This is a genomic window from Polaromonas sp. A23 (assembly GCF_002001015.1).
Lineage (GTDB): Bacteria > Pseudomonadota > Gammaproteobacteria > Burkholderiales > Burkholderiaceae_C > Polaromonas.
This window is the reverse complement of sequence record NZ_MUNO01000026.1, coordinates 243724-265231: the sequence shown is the minus strand read 5'-3', so window position 1 is coordinate 265231 and position 21508 is coordinate 243724. Positions and strand designations below refer to the sequence as shown.

General features: G+C 60.8%; 19 protein-coding genes and 1 tRNA gene. 14 read left to right on the top strand and 6 right to left on the bottom strand.

What is annotated here, in order from left to right; genetic code table 11:
• Window positions 1-73 precede the first annotated feature (73 nt).
• The 5 genes from B0B52_RS14725 (at window position 74) to B0B52_RS14705 (ending at window position 4331) form a co-directional block, all read left to right on the top strand.
• The gene (locus B0B52_RS14725) at window positions 74-1585 is read left to right on the top strand and encodes a leucyl aminopeptidase (protein WP_077594404.1); all 1512 of its coding nucleotides are present in this window, start codon (window positions 74-76) and stop codon (window positions 1583-1585) included.
• A complete protein-coding gene (locus tag B0B52_RS14720; RefSeq protein ID WP_077594403.1) occupies window positions 1582-2019 on the top strand; it encodes a DNA polymerase III subunit chi in 438 nt (145 codons plus the stop codon). Before B0B52_RS14725 ends, B0B52_RS14720 begins: the two co-directional genes overlap by 4 nt.
• Window positions 2016-2342: a hypothetical protein gene (locus B0B52_RS14715; protein ID WP_077594402.1), complete on the top strand. Its 327-nt coding sequence runs from the start codon at window positions 2016-2018 to the stop codon at window positions 2340-2342. Before B0B52_RS14720 ends, B0B52_RS14715 begins: the two co-directional genes overlap by 4 nt.
• A 338-nt stretch (window positions 2343-2680) precedes the next feature.
• A complete protein-coding gene (locus B0B52_RS14710; RefSeq protein ID WP_077594401.1) occupies window positions 2681-3880 on the top strand; it encodes a branched-chain amino acid ABC transporter substrate-binding protein in 1200 nt (399 codons plus the stop codon).
• 79 nt (window positions 3881-3959) lie between these two features.
• Window positions 3960-4331 (top strand): cupin domain-containing protein, encoded by a 372-nt coding sequence (locus tag B0B52_RS14705; RefSeq protein ID WP_077594400.1) that lies wholly within the window; start codon window positions 3960-3962, stop codon window positions 4329-4331.
• An 82-nt stretch (window positions 4332-4413) separates the two neighbouring features.
• Here B0B52_RS14705 and B0B52_RS14700 read toward each other — a convergent pair.
• The 4 genes from B0B52_RS14700 to B0B52_RS14685 form a co-directional block, all read right to left on the bottom strand.
• Window positions 4414-4503, bottom strand: a tRNA-Ser gene (locus B0B52_RS14700).
• Window positions 4504-4550: 47 nt separating this feature from the next.
• Window positions 4551-4925 carry a DUF2237 family protein gene (locus B0B52_RS14695; RefSeq protein ID WP_077594399.1) on the bottom strand — a complete coding sequence of 125 codons (375 nt, stop codon included), beginning with the start codon at window positions 4923-4925 and terminating at the stop codon, window positions 4551-4553.
• A gap of 23 nt (window positions 4926-4948) precedes the next feature.
• Window positions 4949-5863, bottom strand: a complete 915-nt coding sequence (locus tag B0B52_RS14690; protein WP_077594541.1) for an SPFH domain-containing protein — start codon at window positions 5861-5863, stop codon at window positions 4949-4951.
• A 69-nt stretch (window positions 5864-5932) separates the two neighbouring features.
• Window positions 5933-6361 carry an NfeD family protein gene (locus B0B52_RS14685; RefSeq protein WP_077594398.1) on the bottom strand — a complete coding sequence of 143 codons (429 nt, stop codon included), beginning with the start codon at window positions 6359-6361 and terminating at the stop codon, window positions 5933-5935.
• A gap of 164 nt (window positions 6362-6525) precedes the next feature.
• Between B0B52_RS14685 and B0B52_RS14680 the strand changes: the two genes are divergently transcribed.
• Window positions 6526-8802 (top strand): arginine/lysine/ornithine decarboxylase, encoded by a 2277-nt coding sequence (locus tag B0B52_RS14680; RefSeq protein ID WP_077594397.1) that lies wholly within the window; start codon window positions 6526-6528, stop codon window positions 8800-8802.
• 25 nt (window positions 8803-8827) lie between these two features.
• Here the strand turns inward: B0B52_RS14680 and B0B52_RS14675 are convergent, their stop codons facing one another.
• Window positions 8828-9754, bottom strand: a complete 927-nt coding sequence (locus B0B52_RS14675; protein WP_077594396.1) for a DNA ligase — start codon at window positions 9752-9754, stop codon at window positions 8828-8830.
• Window positions 9755-9903: 149 nt separating this feature from the next.
• Between B0B52_RS14675 and B0B52_RS14670 the strand changes: the two genes are divergently transcribed.
• Window positions 9904-10644: a GNAT family N-acetyltransferase gene (locus tag B0B52_RS14670; protein ID WP_077594395.1), complete on the top strand. Its 741-nt coding sequence runs from the start codon at window positions 9904-9906 to the stop codon at window positions 10642-10644.
• A 71-nt stretch (window positions 10645-10715) separates the two neighbouring features.
• On the opposite strand, the gene fabI is transcribed toward B0B52_RS14670, so the two are convergent.
• Entirely contained in the window at window positions 10716-11516 is an 801-nt protein-coding gene (gene fabI / locus B0B52_RS14665; RefSeq protein WP_077594394.1) for an enoyl-ACP reductase FabI, read from the bottom strand.
• Between the two features lie 102 nt (window positions 11517-11618).
• Between fabI and B0B52_RS14660 the strand changes: the two genes are divergently transcribed.
• The 7 genes from B0B52_RS14660 to nusA all read left to right on the top strand — a co-directional run bounded on the left by B0B52_RS14660 (window position 11619) and on the right by nusA (window position 21489).
• A complete protein-coding gene (locus B0B52_RS14660; protein ID WP_077594393.1) occupies window positions 11619-13454 on the top strand; it encodes an extracellular solute-binding protein in 1836 nt (611 codons plus the stop codon).
• A gap of 4 nt (window positions 13455-13458) precedes the next feature.
• Window positions 13459-14481 carry a microcin C ABC transporter permease YejB gene (locus B0B52_RS14655; RefSeq protein ID WP_077594392.1) on the top strand — a complete coding sequence of 341 codons (1023 nt, stop codon included), beginning with the start codon at window positions 13459-13461 and terminating at the stop codon, window positions 14479-14481.
• Window positions 14482-14539: 58 nt separating this feature from the next.
• Window positions 14540-15613 carry an ABC transporter permease gene (locus tag B0B52_RS14650; protein WP_077594391.1) on the top strand — a complete coding sequence of 358 codons (1074 nt, stop codon included), beginning with the start codon at window positions 14540-14542 and terminating at the stop codon, window positions 15611-15613.
• Window positions 15610-17403 (top strand): ankyrin repeat domain-containing protein, encoded by a 1794-nt coding sequence (locus tag B0B52_RS14645; protein ID WP_077594390.1) that lies wholly within the window; start codon window positions 15610-15612, stop codon window positions 17401-17403. The genes B0B52_RS14650 and B0B52_RS14645 overlap by 4 nt, the downstream gene beginning before the upstream one ends.
• The gene (locus tag B0B52_RS14640; protein ID WP_077594389.1) at window positions 17400-19007 is read left to right on the top strand and encodes an ABC transporter ATP-binding protein; all 1608 of its coding nucleotides are present in this window, start codon (window positions 17400-17402) and stop codon (window positions 19005-19007) included. The genes B0B52_RS14645 and B0B52_RS14640 overlap by 4 nt, the downstream gene beginning before the upstream one ends.
• Before the next feature lie 368 nt (window positions 19008-19375).
• Entirely contained in the window at window positions 19376-19948 is a 573-nt protein-coding gene (gene rimP / locus B0B52_RS14635) for a ribosome maturation factor RimP (RefSeq protein WP_077594388.1), read from the top strand.
• Between the two features lie 20 nt (window positions 19949-19968).
• Window positions 19969-21489: a transcription termination factor NusA gene (nusA, locus tag B0B52_RS14630; protein WP_077594387.1), complete on the top strand. Its 1521-nt coding sequence runs from the start codon at window positions 19969-19971 to the stop codon at window positions 21487-21489.
• The last annotated feature ends 19 nt before the right edge of the window (window positions 21490-21508 follow it).

The window sequence follows — 21508 nt, the reverse complement described above, 5'->3', positions numbered from 1 at the left end:
CACCTGATACTTTGCCTTCTTTACCTTAACAACCGACGCTCGATAACAGCGTTTTCGCGCCCAACCTGCAATTATGGACTTTGAACTCAAAACCCTGACATCGCCCCGAATTTGTACCGAAAAATGTGATGCACTGATCGTCCTGCTGTCCGGTGAAACGCCCGGCGGCGCTGACCCGGTTTCCAAAATGGCTGCGCATGCCATCAGCGCAGGCGACTTTGACGGCAAGGCCGGCAAATTGCTCAACGCCTATCGCGTCCAGGGGGTCGCCGCCACGCGCGTTCTGCTTGCCGGAGCTGGAGACGGCAGCGCGAAAAGCATACGGAGCGCCGTGCATGCAGCGATGGGCGCTTTGAAAAACACCAATGCACGTCGTGTATTGATCAGCTTTTGTGCACTTTCGACCGTGGGTCAGGATGCGGTGCGAGCCGGCGTGCTGGCCTGCGCAGATGCCACTTACCTGTACAGCACGACCAAATCCAAGCCTGCTGAGCAAAAACTGAAGCAGGTTGTTGTTGCGGTCTCCACGCTGGCTTCAGCGCGGGCAGGATTTGACAAGGCCGTGGGTCTGGCCAAAGGGATGGCCCTGACCAAGGAATGGGCGAACCGCCCCGCCAATCACGCGACACCTACCATGCTCGCCCAGGCGGCCAAGGAGTTGGGCAAGCTGCCGAAAATCAAGGTGGAAGTATTGGGCCCCAAGGAGGTTGCCAAACTCGGCATGGGTTCTTTCATGGCCGTTGCCCAGGGTTCGGAAGAACCTCTGCGCTTTATTGTTCTCCGGTATGACGGCGGCGCCAAGGCCGAAGCCCCTGTGGTGCTGGTGGGCAAGGGCATTACCTTTGACACCGGCGGCATTTCCATCAAGCCGGCGGCGGAGATGGATGAGATGAAATACGACATGGGCGGCGCGGCCAGCGTGCTGGGCACCTTCCGCACCCTGGCCGAACTGCAGCCTGCGCTCAATGTGGTTGGCCTGATTCCTGCCTGCGAAAACATGCCCGACGGCAGGTCGGTGAAGCCCGGTGACGTGGTGACAAGCATGAGCGGCCAGACCATCGAAATCCTCAACACCGATGCCGAAGGCCGGCTGGTGCTGTGTGACGCGTTGACCTATGCCGAGCGGTTCAAGCCACGCGCCGTGGTGGACATCGCCACGCTGACCGGTGCTTGTGTGATTGCCCTTGGCGGTGTGCGCAGCGGCATGTTCTCCAGCGACGATGCGTTGGCCCAGTCGTTGGCGGTCGCAGGCGACAGCTCGCTTGACCTGTGCTGGCGCATGCCGCTTGACGACGACTATGCCGACGGCCTGAAGACTCATTTTGCCGATGTTGCCAACGTCGCCGGTCGTGCGGGTGGGGCGATTACTGCGGCCAAGTTTCTGCAGCGGTTTGCCGGCAAGTTTGCCTGGGCGCACCTTGATATCGCCGGCACAGCCTGGAAAAGCGGCGCCGCCAAAGGTGCCACCGGCCGGCCTGTGCCTTTGCTGGTTGACTTTCTGCTGAGTCAGGTTTTGCCTGCCCGTACGGCCAAATCGCCGGCGAGAACCCGGTCGCCGAAGCCCGCTTCCCGAACCAGGGCATGACAGAAGTCGCCTTTCATTTCAACGTGCCCGACAAGCTGGCCTACAGCTGCCGGCTGCTGCGCAAGGCGTGGGGCAGCGGCGCGCGCGTTGTGGTGACGGCCGAGCCGGAAACCCTCAGGCGGCTTGATCTCATGCTCTGGACATTTTCAGCACTGGAATTCGTGCCGCACTGTCATGTGGCGGCTGCCCCGGCCACGCTCGCGGTTACGCCAGTGGTGCTGGCTGATTCGCTGGAGGCGAGTCCGCATCACGAAGTCCTGGTGAATCTTGGGCAGCAGATTCCCGACGGCTTCGAACGGTTTGAGCGCTTTATCGAGTTGGTCACGCTGGCCCCGGACGACCGTACGGCGGCACGCAGCCGCTGGAAGCATTACGCTGACCGCGGCTATTCGCTGAAGCGGCATGACCTGGCCAGCGCGGGAGAGAAAACGTGAACCGCCCGCCACCCCGGTTTGTTCCCACGTTGCGAGAGGTGGTTCAGCCAACCGCCGCCCCGACCACGCCTGCTGCGAAAGCTCAGCCGGCCGTTCCCGCCGTGGACGTTCAGCGGCTGCAGGAGCAGATGGTGCATCGCGTGATGCAGCGAGTTGATCTGACACTCGACCGCTTGTTGCGAGAGACGGTGGGCCGGCTGGTTCTTGAGCACACCCAGGCACTGGCGCCCAGCCTTCGGGATGAAATTGAAATCGTTGTACGGCAGTCGGTTAATCAAGCGTTTGAACAGGAACTGGCCAGCCAGCTCGTCGACAAATCCTGAAGCGCTGTTCAGGGTACGGTGCATGTCCCGTCGGGAACGCAGTGCTGCCCCTTCATTTCCTCACGCTGAAACTCCCTGTTTTGCCTCACCAGCCTGGCCGGCGTCTGCATGGCGCGGCAGAGCGTTACCTCACCAAACTCCGTGGCAATCTGGCCTTACGCATAGATACATAAGAAACGCTAATGTTCTATCAATTTCAGTTCTTTCTGCGATTCTCCTGCACAACACTAGGGCTGCTCACTATGGTGTGGGCGCGAAAATTGCGTTATGTTCGCTGCTGTTGAGTAAAAAAAACAGTTCTCAACCATTAACGGTAATTTCCTAATTGGAGTGTATTTATGCAAATGAAATGGACTGCGGTCGCTTTGGCCGCCATGTTGGTTGTGGCTTGCGGCAAAAAAGAAGAAGCTGCTCCGGCCGCCACTGCACCTGCACCTGCTGCCCCCGTCGCTGCGGCTCCCGCACCGGCTGGTGATACGCTCGTCGTCAAAATCGGCCATGTGGCACCAGTTTCTGGCGCTCAGGCCCATTACGGCAAAGACAATGAAAATGGCGTGCGCATGGCCATTGAAGACCTGAACAAACAGGGCGTCATGATCGGCGGCAAAAAAGCCACCTTCGAAATCGTCGCTGAAGACGATGCTGCTGATCCGAAACAGGGCACGGCTGCCGCACAGAAACTGTGCGACTCCAAAGTCGCTGGCGTCGTCGGTCACCTCAATTCCGGCACAACCATCCCCGCATCCAAGGTCTACAACGACTGTGGCATCCCCCACGTCACCGGTGCTGCCACCAACCCCGACCTGACCAAGCCCGGCTACAAGACCACCTACCGCATCATCGCCAATGACTTGGCTCTGGGTGCTGGCCTGGCGTTTTATGCTGCCGACAAGCTCAAGCTGAAAAAAGTCGCCATCATTGACGACCGTTCTGCTTACGGCCAGGGCGTTGCCGACATCTTCAAGAAGACGGCCAAGGAAAAGGGCATGACCGTGGTTGACGAGCAGTTCACCACCGACAAGGCCACTGACTTCATGGCTATCCTGACCGCCATCAAGGCCAAAGGCCCTGACGCCGTGTTCTACGGCGGTATGGACCCACAAGCCGGCCCGATGCTGCGCCAGATGGAACAGCTCGGCATGAGCAAGGTCAAGTACTTCGGCGGTGACGGCATCTGCACATCCGAGATTGCCAAACTCGCTGCTGGCGCCAAGACTCTCGACAACGTGATCTGCGCTGAAGGCGGCGCATCGCTGGCCAAAATGCCAGGCGGCGTCGAGTGGAAGAAGCGTTACGACGAGAAGTACCCCAACCAGTTCCAGGTCTACAGCCCGTACACGTACGACGCGACCTTCGTTCTGGTCGACGCGATGAAGCGCGCCAACTCGAGCGATCCAAAGGTCTACACTCCTGAACTGATCAAGACCAGCTTCAAGGGCGTGACAACCACGATCGAATTCCTGCCCAATGGCGAGTTGAAGAACCCAGCCATCACCTTGTACAACTACAAGGAAGGCAAGAAGACCGCTTTGGAATAAGCCCTTCGGTCCTTAGTAAAAAGGCCGCCGAAAGGCGGCCTTTTTTTGTGCTCTTTATTTCATGCGTTCAAGGAGATTCATGTCAAACGTCGTTTCACCCAGGCAAGTTGCCGCCGGGCTGACCGAACTCTGGTCGCCCCGTGTCGTTGGCGAAGTTGACGATGCCTACATCAAGGTCGCGAAAGTCGAGGGCTCGCTTGCATGGCACAGCCACGAGAACGAAGACGAGCTGTTTTTCATTCTCAAGGGCCGCTTGCGCATTGAGATGGAAAGTGGGACGGTCGAGCTCAACGAAGGGGAGATGTTCATTGTCCCCAAGGGCGTGCGGCACAATCCCGTCGCGGAACAGGAGTGCCACCTCATGCTGATCGAGCGCAAATCGACGCTGCATACAGGTGACGTCGCAACCGAGAAGACGCGTTCGCTTGCGGAACAGCTGCGGCCGGTTTGAGCTTTGGCCGCGCTCAGCGGTGGCTGAACAGGGGAATCAGAAATAAAAAACGGACCCGAAGGTCCGTTTTTTGCTGACTGTCTGGCGGAAAGGGCGGGATTCGAACCCGCGGTGGGTATAACCCCACGCACGCTTTCCAGGCGTGTGACTTAAACCGCTCATCCACCTTTCCGCGAAGCCTCACATTGTAGCAGTGCAGGCCGCGGCAAATTGTTTGGGCTAGTGCAGCGCGCTGTGAAACCTGTGTTTTTCAAGCTGTGCACGTGTCACGAATTCCAGGGCATTGAGGTGGGTGGACTCCAGAACCACCGGCGGCGCGAAGCCGGCTTCCAGCGCTTCGCGCCAGCGGTTGGCGCACAGGCACCACCGGTCACCGGGTTTGAGCCCGGCAAAGCGGTGTTCCGGCCGCGGGGTGGAGAGGTCGTTGCCTCTTGCGGCTGAAAATACCAGAAAGTCGCTGTTGACCCGCACGCAGATCAGGTGCGAACCCAGGTCGGACTCGTCGGTGTTGCAGCAACCGTCGCGGAAATAACCCGTAAGCGGGTCATAAGAGCAGGGGACCAGCTCGGTCCCCAGCACGTTCTTGGCTGTCATGCTTGCCCTCTTTCGCTGTTCAGTCAGGCCGCTTTGGTGGACTGCACCATGGTCATGGCCGAGGTGATCAATGCAGACACTTCGGTCATGTTGCTTGGAACAATCAGCGTGGTCTTGGCATCGGCCGCAACGTGAGAGTAGGCCTCCATCGCTTTTTCGGCAACCTTGAGCTGCACGGCCATTTCACCGCCGGGCTGGCGGATGGCAGCGGCAACCACTTCGATAGCCCGTGCGTTGGCCTCAGCTACGGCCGTGATGGCAGCAGCTTCACCCTGCGCGTTGTTGATGGCAGCGAGTTTTTCGCCTTCGGAGCGGGCAATGAAGGCTTCACGTTCACCGGTGGCGATGTTGATCTGCTCCTGGCGGCGGCCTTCGGAAGCGGCAATCAGGGCACGTTTTTCACGCTCGGCGGTGATCTGCGACTGCATGGCGTGCAGGATTTCCTTGGGCGGCGTCAAGTCCTTGATCTCGTAGCGCAGCACCTTGACGCCCCAGTTCAGGGCGGCTTCGTCGATGGCGGCCACCACTTGGGCGTTGATGATGTCGCGTTCTTCAAAGGTCTTGTCGAGCTCAAGCTTGCCGATCACGGAGCGCAGCGAGGTCTGCGCAAGTTGCGTGACCGCGACGATGTAGTTGGACGAGCCGTAGCTGGCGCGCATCGGGTCGGTGACCTGGAAATACAGGATGCCATCCACCTGCAACTGCGTGTTGTCGCGAGTGATACAGACCTGGCTGGGCACGTCCAGCGGGATCTCCTTGAGGGAGTGTTTGTAGGCCACCCGGTCAATGAAGGGAATCAGGATGTTCAGGCCAGGCGTCAGGCTGCCGTGGTATTTGCCAAGGCGCTCCACGACCCAAGCATTCTGCTGGGGCACAACCTTCATGGCGCGTATGACAAAAATGACGGCAATCACCAGGATGACAAGTGCAATTTCCATTTTCATTGGGTTCTCCGGTAAATCAAAAAAAGAGGCCGGTATCGGCGCTGCAAGGCACCGTGGACTGTCTCACAGTTTTCCCACCACCAGCCGGTTGCCATCCAGTTGCTTGACCTTGAAGAGGCCTGGCTGCGGCGCGGAATCCTTGTCGGCGAGCACGACGGCCCACTGCGCACCGCGGTATTTGACACTGGCTGTGGCATCGGCGTTCCACTGCGCCACATGCACGGTCTCACCAATATCCATTTGCAGGTCGCGATTGGCCTGCGGTTCGGCCGGTTTTGGGCTTTGGCCGCGCTTCCAGTGCCAGAACACCACCGCGCCACCACCAACCACAGCTGCCACGAGGATTTGGGCTGTGTTGTCCAGGCCCAGGTGTGCCGCCAGAGCCGCTGCGGCCAGGCCCACGGCCAGCATCAGCAGGTAGAAGGTGCCCGTCACCAGCTCCACCGCCACAGCGCTGCCCGCCAGCAGCCACCAGATCGTTGATTCCGCCATGTTCAGGTTCTCCCGTTTCGTAAAAGCCACATTTTGGGCCCGAAGGCCAATTTGGCAAGCTTAACCGGCCTTCTGGAGGGCAGGGCCGGTTCGGACTTCATCAAATATCTCTACACTTCGGCCCTGATTCAATTTTTTTGGCAGTTCCAGGCAAAGGCCTTTTGATGAAATTCCGCTTTCCCATTGTCATCATCGACGAAGACTTCCGTTCCGAAAACACCTCCGGTCTGGGCATCCGCGCGTTGGCGCAGGCCATAGAAACGGAAGGTTTTGAGGTACTGGGCGTCACCAGCTACGGCGATCTGTCCCAGTTTGCCCAGCAGCAAAGCCGCGCCAGCGCCTTCATCCTGTCGATCGACGACGAAGAGTTCACGCCAGGTCCGGACCTCGACCCTGCCGTGCTGAACCTGCGCCACTTTATTGAGGAAGTGCGGCGCAAGAACCTGGATGTGCCGATTTACGTCTATGGCGAGACCAAGACCTCGCGCCACATTCCGAACGATATCCTGCGCGAACTGCATGGCTTCATCCACATGTTCGAGGACACGCCGGAGTTTGTGGCGCGCCACATCATTCGCGAGGCCAAAAGTTACCTCGAAGGCGTGCAGCCGCCGTTTTTCAAGGCGCTGCTCGATTACGCCGAGGACGGTTCCTACTCCTGGCATTGCCCGGGGCATTCCGGTGGTGTGGCCTTTCTGAAAAGCCCGGTCGGGCAGATGTTTCACCAGTTTTTCGGCGAAAACATGCTGCGCGCCGACGTCTGCAATGCGGTGGAAGAGTTGGGCCAGTTGCTGGACCACGACGGCCCGGTGGGCGCTTCCGAGCGCAACGCGGCCCGCATCTTCAACGCCGACCACTGTTTCTTCGTCACCAACGGAACTTCGACCTCCAACAAGATGGTCTGGCACCACACGGTGGCGCCCGGCGACGTGGTGGTGGTGGATCGCAATTGCCACAAGTCCATCCTGCACGCCATCATCATGACCGGTTCGATTCCGGTCTTCCTGAAGCCGACGCGCAACCATTTCGGCATCATTGGCCCGATTCCGAAGGAAGAGTTCGAGCCGGCGTCCATCCAGGCCAAGATTGCTGCGAATCCGCTACTCAAGGGCGTGGATGCCAAAAGCGTCAAGCCGCGTGTGTTGACCATCACCCAGTCCACCTACGACGGCGTGCTCTACAACACCGAAACCATCAAGGGCATGCTCGACGGTTATGTCGAGAACCTGCATTTCGACGAAGCCTGGTTGCCGCACGCGGCGTTTCACCCGTTTTACGGCAGCTACCACGCCATGGGCAAGAAGCGGTCGCGCCCCAAGCAGGCCATGGTGTACGCCACGCAGTCCATCCACAAGTTGCTGGCCGGTATCAGCCAGGCCAGCCATGTGCTGGTGCAGGACTCGCAAACCGTCAAGCTCGACAGGCACCTCTTCAACGAGGCCTTCCTGATGCACACCTCGACCTCGCCGCAATACAGCATCATTGCGAGTTGCGATGTGGCGGCCGCGATGATGGAGCCACCCGGCGGCACCGCGTTGGTCGAAGAAAGCATCCTGGAGGCGTTGGATTTCCGCCGCGCCATGCGCAAGGTGGCCGAGGAATACGGCGACGACTGGTGGTTCAAGGTCTGGGGGCCGGACAAGCTGGTGGACGAGGGCATTGGCCGCTCGGAAGACTGGATCATCAAGGGTGAATCCAAGAACGCCAAGGCCGGCGTCAACTGGCACGGCTTCGGCAAGATGGCGACCGGTTTCAATATGCTGGATCCGATCAAGTCCACCATCGTCACACCGGGCATGGACCTGAACGGCAAGTTTGCCAAAACAGGCATTCCTGCCAGCATCCTCACAAAATTCCTGGCCGAACACGGTGTGGTGGTGGAGAAAACCGGCCTGTACAGCTTCTTCATCATGTTCACCATCGGCATCACCAAGGGCCGCTGGAACAGCATGCTGACCGCGCTGCAGCAGTTCAAGGACGACTACGCCAAGAACCAGCCCATGTGGCGCATCCTGCCGGAGTTTTGCCAGAAATACCCGCGTTACGAAAAGATGGGCCTGGCCGACCTGTGCCACCACATTCATGCGCTGTACGCCAAGTACGACATTGCGCGCCTGACCACCGACATGTATTTAAGTGACCTGAAACCGGCCATGAAACCCAGCGACGCCTATGCGCACATTGCGCTGCACAAGACCGAGCGGGTGGAAATTGACAAGCTGGAAGGCCGCATCACGGTCGGGTTGGTCACGCCTTACCCGCCCGGCATTCCGCTGCTGATTCCCGGCGAAGTGTTCAACAAGAAGATCGTCGACTACCTGAAGTTCTCACGAGAGTTCAATTCGCAGTGCCCGGGCTTCGAGACCGACATTCACGGCCTGGTGGAAGAAGAGGACGCCAGCGGCAAGAAGCACTATTTTGCGGACTGCGTGAAAGAGTAAGCCCGGAGCCCTGTCTTGCTTGAGTTCAAGGACGCGCCGGAACCATGTCTTCCCGCACCCGCATGAAGCTCGCAAAGCGGGGAATACCGCTGTCATTGAGCCCACGATAACGGTAGGTGACGGTGCTGCCCACAGGCGGAGGGTAGCGGCGCTGCTCATCGCTGAAGCCGGTGCCGAGCTTGAAGCGCTGGCCGGGCTTGCCTGCCGCATCCGGCATTTCGACCAGCAATGCGCCCATCACGCCTTCGTACTTGCCCTTGCCGGGGACGTGTGCAACAACGCGGGCCTCCGTGTCTTCATGCGTCTTCACTTTGAGCAGGTCGTCACTGCGCAGACCTTTGTAAAGCGAAGCTCCGCGGTGCAGCATCAGGCCTTCGCCACCGAGCTTGACGGTTTTTGCCAGAAGGCGCTGCAATTCCGCATGGCTGGCCACGTGAAATTGCGTGACGGCCTGCACCCATGGCTGGTCGATGCGGCTGACGAGCCCGCTTAACACTGGAATGCGTTGAGTGAAAACGCCGGGATGCGCGGGCAGGTCAAACACCATGAACCGCATGGCGCGCCATGCCGCGTCATCGGCCGCCTGCTGGCGTACGGTTGAAACGGCTTTTGAGAACTGGCCGCGACCGGCCCAGAGTTCGCCGTCCATGGGTTCGCTGGGCCAGCCTGCAGTGAACCACCCCGGCGCGACGATGCGTTCACCGCCGCGTGTCAGCAGTTTTTCGCCGTCCCAGAAGGCCCGGACACCGTCATATTTTTCGCTGACCCAGTAGTCCTGGAGCACGATGCCGGGATGATAGACATTGGCCAGCATCAGGGCGGGGCTGCCAGCCGCAGCTGCCGGCAGCGAGGGGGCGAGCAGGCTCGCCAGCATGAACAGGCAGGACAGCGTGTGGGAAGCAAAAACGGTGCGCAAAGGGCGCCTCTCGCTGGAACAGTGGTTTTTAGTCATGGTGGTAAATTCAATGCATGATTTGTGCCACAAGCCCAGGTATGGCGGGTGCGAGCAGCTATCAAAATAATAGTGTCCTTGCCGCAGGCCCGGACGCCTTGCGGTGATGGTGGGCCGGTCACCGTAGTTTTTTTATTCACAGAATCCTCATGAACGCTGACGATATTGCATTCATAGAACGCGCCACCCTGGCCGCAGTTGCTCCTGAAGTCCTCGAAGAGCGGGAGGGCTGGCTCCTGCCGGTTGACAGCGGAACCGTGGGCCGCGCGAAAACTGCGGTTCCGCTGCGGCATACAGCCTGCGACCCTGGTGCCGCTGAATGGATCGAGGCGCATTACAGGGAGCGAGGTTCTCCGGCGGCGTTTCGTATCGCCACCAGCCCCTGTTTTGATGGTTTGCGGCGCGAGCTGCAACAACGGGGTTACGGTGCTCACAAGCCCACCCTGGTGCAGATAGGGACGGTGCAGCGCATGCGCAACGTGTCGTCGCAGCCTCCGGCTGAATGCGCTGATGCGCCAGATGCTGCCTGGACGGCGCTTTTCCTCGGCGAGGGTTTTGATCCCGTCGATGGTGCGAGTCGGGTCAAAACACTGAGCCGGGCAAGGGGCTCGGTGTATGCCGGCATCCGCGACGGCGCAGAAGTGCTGGCTGGCGGTGCGGCAGCGTTTGGCCACGGGTGGGTAAGCGTGCACGGCATGCGCACTGCGGCAGGCTATCGCGGCCAGGGCCTGGCTGGTCGTGTGCTGGCCGGCTTGGCTGATGCCGCGGCCGGCCGCGGCCTGGAACGTGTTTTTTTGCAGGTGGAGGCCGCCAACACCGCGGCCCAGGCGCTTTATCGCCGGGCTGGTTTTACGACGGCGTGGTGTTATGAATATTGGCAACGCCCCTGAGGGCTGGCAATTTGCTATGTATTTCATAGCTACTTGCGCCCGTGATAAAAGGGCTGAAAGCCCTTTTGGCTTCAATCCGCAGCGGGGTCGGTATCACGCGCTATGCCTGCGGTGTGGCTAAAACCGCCGTCCACGTAGGTGATCTCAGCGGTGACGCCTGACGCCAGATCCGACAGCAGGAACGCCGCCACGTTGCCCACGTCTTCAATGGTGACGTTGCGGCGCAACGGGGAGGCTGCGGCCACCATGCCCAGCAGCTTGCCGAAGTCCTTGATGCCGCTGGCCGCCAGCGTCTTGATCGGGCCGGCGCTGATGCCATTCACGCGCATGCCTTTGGGGCCTAGCGCTTCCGCCAGGTAACGCACACTGGCTTCCAGGCTGGCCTTGGCCAGACCCATGGTGTTGTAGTTGGGAATCGTGCGCAGTGCGCCCAAGTAGGTCAGGGTGAGCAGTGCGGACTTGGGGTTGAGGTAGGGCAGGGCCGCCTTGGCCATTGCGGGAAAGCTGTAGGCGCTGATGTCATGGGCAATCTTGAAACCCTCGCGGGACAGGCCTTCGAGGAAGTCCCCCGCAATCGCCTCGCGCGGCGCGAACCCAATGCTGTGCACCAGCCCGTCAAAGGTCGGCCAGGTTTTGGACAGGTCTGCGAAGAGCTTGTCGATCTGGGCATCGTCACCCACATCGCAATCAAAAATCAGGCTGGAGCCGAAGTCGGCGGCAAATTCGGTGATGCGGTCCTTGAAGCGCTCCCCGACATAGCTGAAAGCCAGCTCCGCCCCCTGGGCGTGGCAGGCCTTGGCAATGCCGTAGGCAATGGAACGGTTGGACAGTACGCCCGTGATCAGCAGCTTTTTGCCAGTAAGAAAACCCATCTTGTGCTCCAGTGTTTGCAATTGAACCGGCAAATGGTGCCGCGGGCGCTGTGCCCGTAAGGCCGGTGATTTCAGTCGACCCAAGTAGTGCAGAATTGTCGCATGAGGATTTTGCTGCGGTCGCTGTGTCTGGTGTGTGCTGTTCTGGGGGCCGCTCCGTCCTGGGCCGCACATGGTTATGCGCTGTGGGACGACCTGAAGTACCCCGCCGGCTTCGCCGCCTTCGACTATGTCAATCCCGCCGCGCCCAAGGGTGGTGAATTGCGCCTTGTCAGCAACCTGCGCTATTCCACCTTCGACAAATACAACCCCTTCACCATCAAGGGCTCGCCGCCGGCTTATCTGGCCACGCTGATGTTCGACACCCTCCTGGCCGGCTCCATGGACGAGACCGCCTCGGGCTACGGCCTCCTGGCTGAAGATGTCGAGGTCGCGCCTGATCGTCTGAGCGCCACCTTCCGGCTGCGGCGCGAAGCACGCTTCCACAACGGCGCACCGGTGGAGGCCGCCGATGTGAAGTACAGCTATGAAACGCTGATCGGCCCCTATGCCATGCCTTCGTACAAGTCGATGCTGGAAGACGTGGCCGGCGTTGATGTGCTGGACGCGCGCACGGTGCGTTTTCGCTTTCGCAAACCAAACCGCGAGTTGCCGCTGATGGCCGGCGCTGTGCCGGTGTTCAGCCGCGCCTGGGGCGTGGTTGACGGCAAGGCCAAGCGCTTTGACGAGGTGGTGACTGACATCCCGATCGGTAGCGGCCCTTACAAGATCGGTCCGGTGCGCTTCGGCAAGGACATCACTTATGTGCGCGACCCCAGCTACTGGGCGCGCGAGCTGAACGTGCGGCGCGGCAGCGCCAACTTCGACCACATCACGGTCAAGATCTACCGCGACAACACGGCACGGCTGGAGGCACTGAAAGCCATCGAGTTCGATTTGATGACTTTCTATTCCGCCGGCGACTGGGCGCGTCGGGTGACCGGCAAGCGTTTCGACGCGGGCGAGCTGGTCAAGGCAGAGCTTCCGCATCGCCAGGCGGCCGGTTTTCAGAGCTATGTGCTCAACAGCCGCAAACCGTTTCTTGCCGACCGCCGGGTGCGTGAGGCGCTGGGACTGGCGGTGGATTACGACTTCATGAACCGCCAGCTGTTCTACAACGGCTACCCGCGCGTGGTTGACCTGTTTGGTAATACCGATTGCCAGGCCACGGCAGAGCCGTCACCGGAAGAGATGGCGCTGCTGCAGCCCTGGCGCGGCAAGGTGCCCGATACCGTGTTCGGCCCGATGTACCAGCCGCCCAGGACCGAGGGGCCGGGCCTGTCCCTGCGGGCCAATCTGCGGCGGGCCCAAGCCCTGCTCAAGGAGGCCGGTTGGGAGTTTCGTGACGGTGCGCTGCGCAATGCCCAGGGCCAGGCCATGGTGCTCGATTACCTGGACAGCCGCGACACCGGCGTGCGCACGGTGGCGCCTTGGCTGCGCAATCTGGAAAAGCTGGGCATTGTGCTTCGCTTCACACCGGTGGACTTTGCCCTGTACCAGCAGCGGCTCGACAAGTTCGAGTTCGACATCACCAGCATCAATTTCCCGGGCACCCACAACCCGGGCCAGCAACTGACGGATATCTTCGGCAGCAAGGCGGCCGATATGGAGAACTCTGGCAACTACATGGGTGTGAAGAGCCCGGCAGTGGACGCGCTGGTGGCCGCCATTGTTCGCGCCCCCACCAAGGACAAACTGTTGCCCGCCTGCCGCGCGCTGGATCGGGTCATCATGCACAGCCATTACCTGATTCCCCAGTGGACACTGATGTCGCACCGCATGGCCTACAACGGCTGGCGCCTAGCCTTCAAACAGCCGATGCCACCTTATGCCAATGCCGAGGAATGGGTGATGGGCACCTGGTGGACCAAAACGCCGCCGGCCACGCAAGGAAAGTAAAGCCATGGTTGCCTACATCCTCAAGCGCCTCCTCCTGATGATTCCGACCTTGCTGGGCGTGCTGCTCATCACCTTCGCGGTGATCCAGTTCGTTCCGGGAGGGCCGGTCGAGCAGTACATGGCCGAAGCCAAAGGGGTTGGCGGTATCGAGTCCGGTGGCTCCAGCTACCGCGGCAACCAGGGGGTGGACCCCAAGCGCATCGCGCAGATCAAGGCGCTGTACGGCTTCGACAAACCGCCCGGCGAGCGGCTGCTGCAGATGCTGGGGCAGTTTGCGCGCTTTGACCTGGGCAAGAGCTTTTTCCAGAACAAGGATGTGTGGAGCCTGGTGCTGGAAAAGTTGCCGGTGTCCATCAGTCTGGGCTTGTGGACGTTTTTCATCAGCTACGGGGTGGCCGTGCCGCTGGGCGTGGCCAAGGCGGTGCGCGCCGGCTCCCGCTTCGATCTGGTGACCACGCTGCTGATCCTGGTGGGTTATGCCATTCCAGGCTTTGTGCTTGGTGTGGCGTTGCTGGTGATTTTTGGTGGCCAGTTGCAATGGTTCCCCCTGCGCGGGCTGACTTCGGCCAACTGGGACGAGCTTTCCTGGGGCGCGCGCATCGTGGACTACCTGTGGCACATCACCTTGCCGGTAACGGCCATGGTGTTCGGTAGTTTCGCGGTGACCGCCATGCTCACCAAGAACGCGTTCCTGGAAGAGATCCGCAAGCAGTACGTGCTGACGGCGCGGGCCAAAGGCCTGGGAGAGGGTCGGGTTTTATGGAAACACGTCTTCCGCAATGCGCTGATTCCCATCATCACAGGTTTCCCAAGCGCCTTCGTGGCAGCTTTTTTCACCGGCTCGCTGTTGATCGAAACCCTGTTTTCGCTCGACGGCATGGGCCTGCTGAGTTATGAAAGCGTGATCCGCCGGGATTACCCGGTAGTGCTGGGCACGCTGTACCTGTTCACATTGATCGGCCTGGTTACCAAGCTGATCAGCGATCTTTGCTACGTACTGGTGGATCCCCGTGTCAAGTTTGACTAATTCACCGCTCCCCCCCGAGGCGGCCGATGGCCGCTCCCCCCTCAAGGGGGCGCCGCCTGTGGACGGGCAGAGCCCGATCCACGGCGGCCCTGGCAAGGAAGGTCCCGTATCCGCTTCACCTTCCCGAAGGGCCTGGCGGCGTTTTCGCCGGAACCCGCTTGGCTTCTGGAGCCTGGTGCTGTTCTCGGCCATGGTCGTGCTCAGCCTGTTTGCCGAGGTGTTGTCCAATGACCGGCCGCTGGTGGTGCGCTACGAGGGCACGATCTACTTCCCCATCATTCGTGATTATTCCGAGAAGACCTTCGGCGGCGACTTTCCGACGCCTGCGGACTACCTGGACCCGTTCATCCGCGAGCGCATCACCAGCGGCGATAACTGGGCCATTTACGCACTTAACCCTTATGGATCGAGGACGCTGAACTACTTTGCCAAGTCGCCCAGCCCCGCAGCGCCCACCCGCGCCAATTTGCTGGGCACTGACGACCGAGGCCGCGACCTGCTGGCGCAGCTGATCTACGGTTTCCGGGTGAGTGTGCTATTCGGCCTGGCGCTGACGGCCATTGGCACGGTGCTGGGCATACTGGCCGGTGCGGTCCAGGGCTACTTTGCGGGCAAGACTGACCTTGCCTTTCAGCGCTTCATCGAGATCTGGAGCGCCATGCCCGAGCTGTACCTGCTGATCATTTTCAGCGCCATCTTTGCGCCCAGCGTGGCCTTGCTTTTGATTTTGCTGTCGATGTTTGGCTGGATGTCGCTGGCGGACTATGTGCGCGCTGAATTCCTGCGCAACCGGCAGATGGAATACGTGCGTGCGGCCCGCGCGCTGGGTGTGGGCAACGGCCGCATCATGTGGCGCCACATTCTGCCAAACAGCATGACGCCGGTCGTGACCTTTCTGCCATTTCGCATGAGTGGTGCGATCCTGGCCCTGACCTCGCTGGACTTCCTGGGACTGGGCGTGCCGCCCGGAACGCCGTCGCTGGGCGAGCTGTTGAGTCAGGGCAAGAACAACATCGATGCCTGGTGGATCTCGATCTCCACGTTTGCCGTACTGGTGCTGACCCTGCTGCTGCTGACCTTCATGGGTGACGCCCTGCGCGATGCGCTTGATCCGCGGAAGGCCGATAAATGAACGTGGTAGCGGTCGTTCGTTGCGTCGCCGGCGCGCTGCTGTTCGCCGGCTGCACTGCTACCGCGATCGCTGGCCCCAATCGGGCGAGGCTTTACCTTGATGTTTGGTTTGCTCCCCATTCGACGGTGCTGACGTCAGAGATCGACACGCGTGCCCGGCACTTCGCGTGCATGACTTCGGGATCCAAGGCAGAAATCACAGGCTTTATCGTCGGCTACGCCCATCCCGACGAAGGAGGCAAGGCCCTTGCCCTGGCACGCGCCGAAATGGTTCGACGCAGGCTGCAGGACCACATTGGCATCGAGGTTCAAATCTTCATTGAAGGCAAGGTAGATGATCAGCAAAGGCAGCAGGCATCACTCCGGTCGACCGCCCGCGCTGAGGTCGAGGTACAGGCCATTTTTCCAATGAGCGGCAACTTTGTCGTGGAAAGGCCTGGCCGCGCTTGCCCGGCGCCGCCGTGGCCCGATCTTGTGCATGAGTGGCTGGCCAGTCCGGACCACGCGACCGCCGCGGCAAGGTATGAACGAATCGCGACTCAAGCGCCGCACAAACGCGCTGAGGCACTGATCGCTGCCTACAGAAAGGACCGGCCGGACCTGCTGGACCTGGTGCTCACGCGGAGCGAGATGACCGCCCTGACGAACGTCGACCGCGGGCAGTTGCTTGCCGCGGCCGTTGGCCGCAACGACGCTTCCAGGTTGGAGCGTCTGGTCCGGCTGGGCTCGGGGCCGTCGAGAGTGTCGGGAGACGTTCTGAAGGTTGCGGTCTGCGCGGAAAATTCGGCCCTCATAGCCCGGCTGCTGGTGCACGGCTTTGGCGGCTCCGCCAATACCTCGGACCTGTTGGGTGCGTGGCGTTGCGCCATGCGAAGTCCCAGCGAATCGGCGTTGAGTCAGTTGCTGCGGGCTCGCGTGTCGTACCCCAAGGGCCAGTTCGTTGATCCTCCGTTGTTCGCAAATCCGAAGCGTATCGACCGGATTGAGCGGCTCGTGGCTGCCGGGGTTCCGGGCGGCACGGTCGATGACCAGTACCGCACCCTGTTTCACTATGTTGCCCTAGACTCGCCCGAAACAGTGAGCCGTTTGGTTCGACTGGGTGCGCCAGTGAATCGCAAGTCCGTGCAGTCCTTCCTCTGCACCCAGCCGGCGCTTCCGGTCGCGGCTTCGTATGCCCCTGTTGACGTGATGGAAGCGTTGCTCGCGGCAGGGGCGAGTCTCACCCACGCAGCTGAGACCACGCAGGGGCCTTGCAGTTCGGCTTACCGCCGCACAGTCTTGAGTTACGCACTTCGTTGTGACCACAAGTCAGCCGTCGACTTTCTCTGGGGCCGCGAGCCCGTCAACTTCATGCAGAACTCGGACGGGCACACGCATTTGCACGAACTGGCCTATGACGGCTACGAAGCGGCGAGATATGTGAAGTCCTTGGTCGACGCCGGCGTGCCCGTGGACTCACGGGACGCTTATGGCTCGACGCCCCTGCTAATCGCCGTAGCCAACCGCAGTGACCGGATGGTGGAGGAGTTACTCAAGTACGGCGCAGATCCGCGACAGCGCCTGAATGACAAAGGTCGCAGGCGATATGGCGGGCACGATCTTGATACGCTGATGGAATTCGCCATGCAAATTGCGAAGAACCCCCAATACTCGGGGGCCGCTAGTGGCTCCTGCTATATCGATAAGGCCAAGGCCCGGCTCGACTCGGACGAGCGGCGCTTGGCGCGACAGGCCGCGCCGGCGAAAATCGTGGCGCTGCTGCAGGCTGCGATCAAGGAAGGGCGGCCATGAGCCTGCTCGACGTCAAAGGCCTGCGCGTCTCCTTCGGCGGCAAGGACGTTGTGCGCGGCATTGATTTTTCCATCGCACCCGGCGAAAAACTGGCGTTGGTGGGCGAATCCGGCTCCGGGAAGACCGTGATGGCACTGAGCCTGCTGCGGCTGGTTCAGAACGCCGAATTGAGCGGCGTTGCAAGCCTTTCAGGCTTAGAGCCCTCGGCGGGTGTGCTTGATCTGCTATCAATTTCGGAGCTAGAGATGCTCGCAGTGCGGGGCCGGGAAATTGCGATGATTTTCCAGGAGCCGATGACGGCGCTTAATCCGCTGTTCCCAGTGGGCGACCAGATTGCCGAGGTGCTGCAGCTCAAACAAGGCCTCACCGCACGGCAGGCCTGGGCAGGGGCGGTCGAGGCACTGGCGGCCACCGGCATCCCCGAGCCATTGCGCCGCGCCAAGGCCTTCCCGCACCTGCTGTCGGGCGGCCAACGCCAGCGCGCCATGATCGCCATGGCGCTGGCCTGCCGGCCGCGCCTGCTGCTGGCTGACGAGCCCACCACTGCACTGGATGTGACGCTGCGGATGCAGATCCTGGAGCTGCTGTCCGACCTGCAGCGCCAGACCGGCATGGCGTTGCTTCTGATCACCCACGACTTGAATCTGGTGCGCAATTTCGCGGACCGGATCGCGGTGATGGAAAACGGCCACTTGGTAGAGCAAGGCGATGTTGCCTCGGTCTTCGCCGCGCCGCAGCATCCCTACACCCGCAAGCTGATCGACAGCCGGCCCGCCCGCGATGTGGCCGAAGTTCGACCTGATCCCACTGCCGCGCCGGTTCTGGAGGCTCAGGGCCTGAAGGTCACATACCCACTGTCCTTGCCCGGCGTGCGCGGCTGGTTTCGCAAGGGAGAGTTTGTGGCGGTCAAGGGAGCCAGCTTCCGCATTCCCGCCGGCCAGACGCTGGGGGTCATTGGCGAATCCGGGTCGGGCAAGTCGACGCTGGCTCTGGCCGCGTTGGGGTTGCATCCCTTCCAGGGGCAACTGCTGGCTACCGGCAAGCCCTGGAGCCGCAATGCAGCGAGCAACAGGAGCATGCGGCGTGCCGTCCAGGTGGTGTTCCAGGACCCTTTTTCCTCACTGTCACCGCGCATGACGGTGGAGGAAATCGTCGGAGAAGGTCTGCGTGTCCACCAGCCCGGGCTGTCCGCTGCCCAGCGGCGCACGCAGGTGTTTGAGTCCCTGGCGGAGGTGGGAATGGGTGAAGCGCAGTTTCCCGGGCTGCTGCAGCGCTACCCGCATGAGTTTTCGGGTGGGCAGCGCCAGCGGCTGGCGATTGCCCGGGCCCTGATCGTTCAGCCACAACTGCTGGTTCTGGACGAACCCACCAGCGCCCTTGACGTCACCATTCAGAAACAGGTGCTCCAGTTGCTGCAAAAACTCCAGCGTGACCGCGGCCTGAGCTACTTGCTGATCACCCACGATGTGGATGTGATCCGCGCGATGGCCCACCAGGTCATGGTCATGAAAGACGGCGAGGTGCTGGAAGAGGGGCCGGTCGAGCAGGTGCTGGAGCGGCCGCAGCATCCCTATACCCGCGTTCTGGTGGCCGCGCACACCTAGTGTCCTGTCCCACAAATAAAGGCGATATGAAATCGCCCATTCAGCCGCCATGCGGCGTTGCTCGTCGTTGCCATAGCTACGGCTATGTCGCCTCCTCGCGCCTTGCCTGACAGCTGACTGGACAATTTCATTTCATCACCTTATTTGTGGGATAGAACACTAGTACGGGCGAAGTTAATTCAAATTCATTAATTTCGGGTCTCGCCAGACACGGCGTGCTCCCACGCCCGGGCATGCAAACTGCTTGCGCGGGCGCCGTCAGCAGGCTACAATATGCGCTTCACGACCAAATGGGCGGGTTTTCACCGCCCATTTTTTTTGGGCGTTTGTTTTTGCAACCTGTTGTTAAGAGCTGCATTTAGAACTGAATGGCATTACACGAGACGATTGAGCAAACAGTCACTGGGCTGGGTTACGAGCTGGTGGATATCGAGCGCACCGGTGGTGGCTTGCTGCGCGTCACGATCGACCAGCCCTATGTTCAGGGTGCCGAGCAGTTCATCAATGCAGAAGATTGCGAAAAAGTCACGCGCCAACTGCAGTTTGTGCTGGAAGTGGAAGGCACGGCTTATTCCCGGCTCGAGGTGAGCTCGCCGGGCATAGACAGGCCTTTGCGCAGTGAAAAGGATTTTGAGCGGTTTGCCGGGGAGCTGGTGGACATCACGCTGAAGGCGCCCATCGGGGCAGCGGCGGCCGGCTCGGGCGTGGCGGCGAGCCGCAAAAAGTTTCGCGGCACGCTGGAACGTGCGGCAGCCGGATGGCAAATAGTGTGGAGCGAAGAGCCCGCCGCCAAACCCGGGCAGAAAGTAAGCAAGAAGCGGGTTCCCGCGCCGTTGCAGGCGCTGGGTTTCACGCTGGATGAAATCGTGCAGGCGCGTCTGGCGCCCGTTGTTGACTTCAAGGGACGCAGGCCAAAAAGCGCGCCCGGTACAGAGATATAAAAGAAAGGCAGGCTTGTGAAATGAATCGCGAACTGTTGATGTTGGTTGATGCCATCTCGCGTGAGAAAAATGTTGAACGTGACGTCGTTTTTGGCGCTGTCGAGCTTGCGCTCGCGTCGGCTACCAAAAAGGTGTACGCCGAGGGCACGGACATCCGCGTGGTGGTGGACCGCGATAGCGGCAACTATGAAACCTTCCGCCGCTGGCTGGTGGTTCCTGACGAAGCCGGCCTGCAAAACCCGGAAGCCGAAGAGCTGGTCAGCGATGCGCGCGAGGAAATTGCCGACATCGAAGAAGGCGACTACATCGAAAAGCCGGTCGAAAGCCTGCCCATCGGCCGCATTGGCGCGCAAGCCGCCAAGCAGGTCATCCTGCAGAAAATCCGCGATGCGGAGCGCGAAATGCTGCTCAACGACTTCATGTCGCGTGGCGAGAAGATTTTTGTTGGCACCGTCAAGCGCATGGACAAGGGCGACATCATTGTCGAGTCCGGCCGTGTTGAAGGCCGCCTGCGTCGCGGCGACATGATTCCGAAAGAAAACCTGCGCTCCGGCGACCGTGTCCGCGCCATGATCATGGAAGTCGACACCACCCTGCGTGGCGCACCCATCATCCTGTCGCGTACTGCGCCTGAATTCATGATCGAGCTGTTCCGCCAGGAAGTACCCGAGATCGAACAAGGCCTGCTGGAGATCAAATCCTGTGCCCGCGACCCTGGTTCGCGTGCCAAGATCGCCGTGCTGTCGCATGACAAACGCGTCGACCCGATCGGTACCTGCGTCGGCGTGCGCGGTACCCGCGTCAACGGCGTGACCAACGAACTCGCCGGCGAACGTGTCGACATCGTGTTGTGGAGCGAAGACCCGGCCCAGTTCGTCATCGGCGCGCTGGCCCCGGCCAATGTCTCGTCCATCGTGGTGGACGAAGAGCGCCATGCCATGGACGTGGTGGTCGACGAGGAAAACCTCGCGATCTCCATCGGCCGCGGCGGCCAGAACGTGCGGCTTGCCGCCGAGCTGACGGGCTGGAAAATCAATATCATGACGGCCGACGAGTCCGCTGAAAAGCAGGCCACGGAAACCGATACCAGCCGCAAGCTCTTCATGGAAAAGCTCGATGTGGACGAGGAAATCGCTGACATTCTGATCTCCGAAGGCTTCACCAGCCTGGAAGAAGTGGCCTATGTGCCGCTGCAGGAGATGCTGGAAATCGAATCCTTCGACGAAGACACCGTCAACGAGCTGCGTACGCGCGCCAAAGATGCGCTGCTGACCATGGAAATTGCCAAGGAAGAAAATGCCGAAGGTGTTTCGCAAAATCTGCGCGATGTCGAAGGCCTGACTCCCGAGCTGATCGCCAAGCTGACTGAAGCGGGTGTGAGCACCCGTGACGACCTGGCCGACCTGGCTGTGGACGAACTTACCGATATCACCGGCCAGTCTTCGGACGAGGCCAAAGCCCTGATCATGACCGCGCGTGCACATTGGTTTACCGATGAGGCTGCAGAGCCCGCAGCGCCGGCCACGGCCCAAGAGCAATGATCATGGAGGCCAGCAGGAA